Raw genomic sequence first — 3,859 nt, forward strand, 5'->3', positions numbered from 1 at the left:
GGTTCAAACTGTGCCATTTTGGGCGTTAAGCGTTCACCGTTAAGTGTACAAAGACCATAAATTTAAAACTTACCCCTCGTTTAAAGATTACCCTCCCTTCTAAACAGTTAAGCAGTTAAACATTGTTTTTTTCCTTCGTAATTCGATATTTTACTGATGAACTTCGAATTCTGACCAACTCTCCATATATCGCCGAAGGCAAATATCTACTATATATCGCAAAGCATATATCAATCTCTACCCCCTTTAACCTTTCTCCTTTCCCCTTTTTTCCTCTTTTACTTGGTTCAACTTGTCCACCGTGGCGGATTGTACTTCGTGCTTTGTACCCTTTTCTCTTCCCCCTTTCCTTCCTTCACCCTGCGGATGTAAGCCGTGTCGCACAATTTAATCGATACGCCTTATGCATACTCAGTAGCTACTATTCATAGCTACCGGAACAATGATAGATTTCCACACTAATCAGAGCTCAATCCTAGAAGGATAAATACCAGTGGCTTGTTGATTTATTCTTTAGTTTCAATGAGATGTCTCAAATCTTCTTTGCTTGGTAATACAGTCTGATATTTACTGGCAAAAATCTGATTATTGCCCTCTGGCAAAGTAATCTCAATTAAAGTATCATTCTTTTTCTTGCATAGGACTATGCCAATGGTTTTGTTTTCATGTTCTAGTTTGACGAATCTGTCATAATAGTTGACATACATTTGCATTTGTCCTAAATCCTGATGAGTAAGTTCACCAATTTTCAGGTCAATTAACACAAAACATTGAAGGATTCTATTATAAAAAACTAAATCAACTCGAAAGTGCTTATCATCAAAAGTAAATCTGACCTGCCTTCCCACATATGTATATCCCTTTCCCAGTTCTAGCAAGAAATGTTCGAGTTTATCAATAAGCTTTTGTTCAAAATCACTTTCAGAATACCTGAATTCGTCAGGCAGTCCCATAAACTCAAGAACATAAGGGTCTTTTAAAGAATCTTCGGCTTTTTCTATTATTTGTCCTTCCTCTGACAATTCTTTTATTCCTTTTCTATCACGGCTTAAAGCTAATCTCTCATAAAGAGCAGAATCAAATTGTCGCTGAAGCTCTCTTAAACTCCAATTATTAGCTGTGGTTTCAATTTCATAAAATTTTCTCTCCTCTTCATTCTCTATCCTCATCAATTTCAGATAATGTGACCAGCTTAATCCAAATTCCGCAGACAGTGTCTGCGCTTTTGAATAAACATGATAAAATTGCCTCATTTGTTCAAGGTTCCTTTGGGAAAAGCCCTTGCCAAATTCTTTTGTTAGACGTAAAGAGAGTTCATGAATTATATGTTTTCCATACTCAGCTCTTACTTTCCCACCTTGCTCTTCCTCAACTATTAACCTACCTATTTCAAAGTAAGTCTGAACCATAGTTTGGTTAATAGACCTAACAATCGAGTTTCTTGCTCTTTTTAATAAGTCAGCAACACGTTCAAAAAATTCTACTTGTCGTTTTGTTAGTCCGCCCATACTGCAAGATAGTAAATCAGGTAAATAGAATAAAGCTCAGGTTCTAAGGGGTAATGCTTTTTCTCAATTTTAACATTTCCCAACCACCACCACCCCCAACTTTCTTCCCCAAAATATCGCAAACCAAACCCTGAACCTTCTTGATCCACTTACAGGATCCAAGAAATCAAGGGTTGGATCCAAGACATACCATAAAAACCAATCCCAATACAAAGGGTAGGAAACGCCATACCCAAACCAAAACAATAACCCCATTTGGTTCAAGTCTTCAGACTTGTCCGATGCAGGCGGGCTTGGACCTTCCTAATTACAGTTTTCAAACTGTCTCTCCCTGCTCCACCGAGCCTCTGTGGCAAATTACTAAAGGATCTATGCGCAATCCCTTCGTGCCAATCCCAGCGCTTCAGCGCTCCAAATTCAAAAACTCCTCAAACTCCCTTATCCATTTTTAAAACCTCCTTCACATCTCAAACTCCTAAAATCCAATTTCGTGTAATTCCTGCCTGCCGCAGGCAGGAGAGTAATTCGTGGTATCCTCCCTTCTAAACAGTTAAGCAATTAAGCAATTAAACAATTTCATTTCCTTCCATCCCTTCGTGCTCCACCGAGCCTCCGTGGCAATTCACCCAGTTCAGGACTTTTTCAGCTTCTTTATGTCTTCCTCCAACTCTCTTAAACTCGCCTCCTTTTCTATGGCTTTTTGCTGTTGTTTGAATTTCTCGTATTCTTCTCCTGATTTTTCCAATGCCATTTTATGAGAGATTTTACCTGCGTTGGTCAACAACTCCCTGCCGTTCAATTGCAAAATGGTATCCAATCGCTCAATCCAATCTTTCATATACATTGGCGTTTGCTGTTGCGCCATTGTCTCAGCGAATGCCAAATATTGCTCCACCAACAAGCCCAAAAGTTTCATTTCATTTTCATTCAAATAATTTTTGGCTATGCTCACTTCGTTTTTTTTAATGGAAGACACTTGTTTTTTGTCGTAAGAAAGCATTCCTATCAATGGCAAACTGGCATCCACAAGCCTGTACACCAATTCGGCTGCGGTTTGCTCGCTGATGGCCCAAAGCAGTTTGTTTTGCACGATTTTGAAAAATTCAATGGTTTTTTCGTCTTTCGGGTCATAGTCGATACTGGTAGCGTAGATGTCTTTGATTTTTTGGTAGAAGAATTTCTCCGAAAGGCGTATCTCCCGAATACGTTCTTGCAGTTCGTTGAAATAGTTCATTGAGCTGCCCGACTTAAAGCGGTCGTCATTAAGCGTAAAGCCTTTGATAATGTATTCCTTTAATCGCTGGGTTGCCCAAATACGGAATTGTGTACCCTGAACCGACTTTACCCGATAGCCCACCGATATGATTATATCTAAATTGTAGTGGTCAAGCTCACGCTCTACCTTCCGATTGCCTTCGATTTGAACTGTCCGGAATTTCCGGATAGTTGAACTTTTCTCCAATTCACCCTCACTGTAGATATTGCTGATATGCTCACTAATGGTGCGTTTGTCCTTACCAAATAATTGCCCCATTTGAGATTGGGTAAGCCAAACGGTTTCTTCCTGCAAGCGAACATCTATTTTGATATTGCCTTCTTGGTTTTGGTATATAAGGATGTCGGTTGTCATATAATTTCTCCTTTGAGTTCTACTCCTATATGCATATGGCTCTCTAAATTCAAAAAAATTTCAAGCTCAATTCAATCTCTTCAATTGATGATATCCTCTCAAACCCACAAAATTTCATTTAATTCGTCCTACATTATTTGTATTTGGCTAAAAATTCAGAACTGATTTTATATCTATTGTTTTGGAAATTAGACTCTCACTGATCTAATCTTTTATTTAAGTCCTCACTACTCGTTGGGTTAAAAGGATTTTCTATAGAATTTTTAATTTCTTTATTCAACGTTTTTCTAATCGGGATAAAACCTCCTCGTTTTCAATTTTTAGAAATTCTTAACAAATTCAATTTTTCTGATCTCCAAATTCACATCAATTTATTTTAATCAAATATACGAAATTATCAATGCTTATAATATACGGATTTATCTGGATGTGTTTATCTCCATAGCCATTGGGAAGGGTCCAACTTGTTCAAGCCTTCAGACCTGTCCGATGCAGGCGGGCTTGGACTTTCCTAATTACAGTTTTCAAACTCTCCCTCCGTGCTCCTCCGAGCCTCCGTGGCAATTACCAATGAACTTCTGCGCGTTCCCTTCGTGCCAATCCCAGCGCTTCAGCGCTACAAATTCAAAAACATTTCAAACCTAAAAAGTAACCTTCAAACCTCTACCACTTCACAAATCCTTAAAATTCCCATTAGTGTAATTCGAGAAATTAGTGGTTC

2 protein-coding genes are annotated in these 3,859 nt (G+C 38.5%); both read right to left on the bottom strand.

Annotated features, from left to right (window positions below):
- Positions 1-506: 506 nt before the first annotated feature.
- Entirely contained in the window at positions 507-1,508 is a 1,002-nt protein-coding gene (locus BW935_RS17925) for a PDDEXK nuclease domain-containing protein (protein ID WP_076503156.1), read from the bottom strand.
- Positions 1,509-2,139: 631 nt separating this feature from the next.
- Positions 2,140-3,138: a virulence RhuM family protein gene (locus BW935_RS17935; RefSeq protein WP_076503158.1), complete on the bottom strand. Its 999-nt coding sequence runs from the start codon at positions 3,136-3,138 to the stop codon at positions 2,140-2,142.
- Positions 3,139-3,859: the final 721 nt, after the last annotated feature.

Source organism: Belliella pelovolcani (assembly GCF_900156785.1).
In the GTDB taxonomy this organism is placed as follows: domain Bacteria; phylum Bacteroidota; class Bacteroidia; order Cytophagales; family Cyclobacteriaceae; genus Belliella; species Belliella pelovolcani.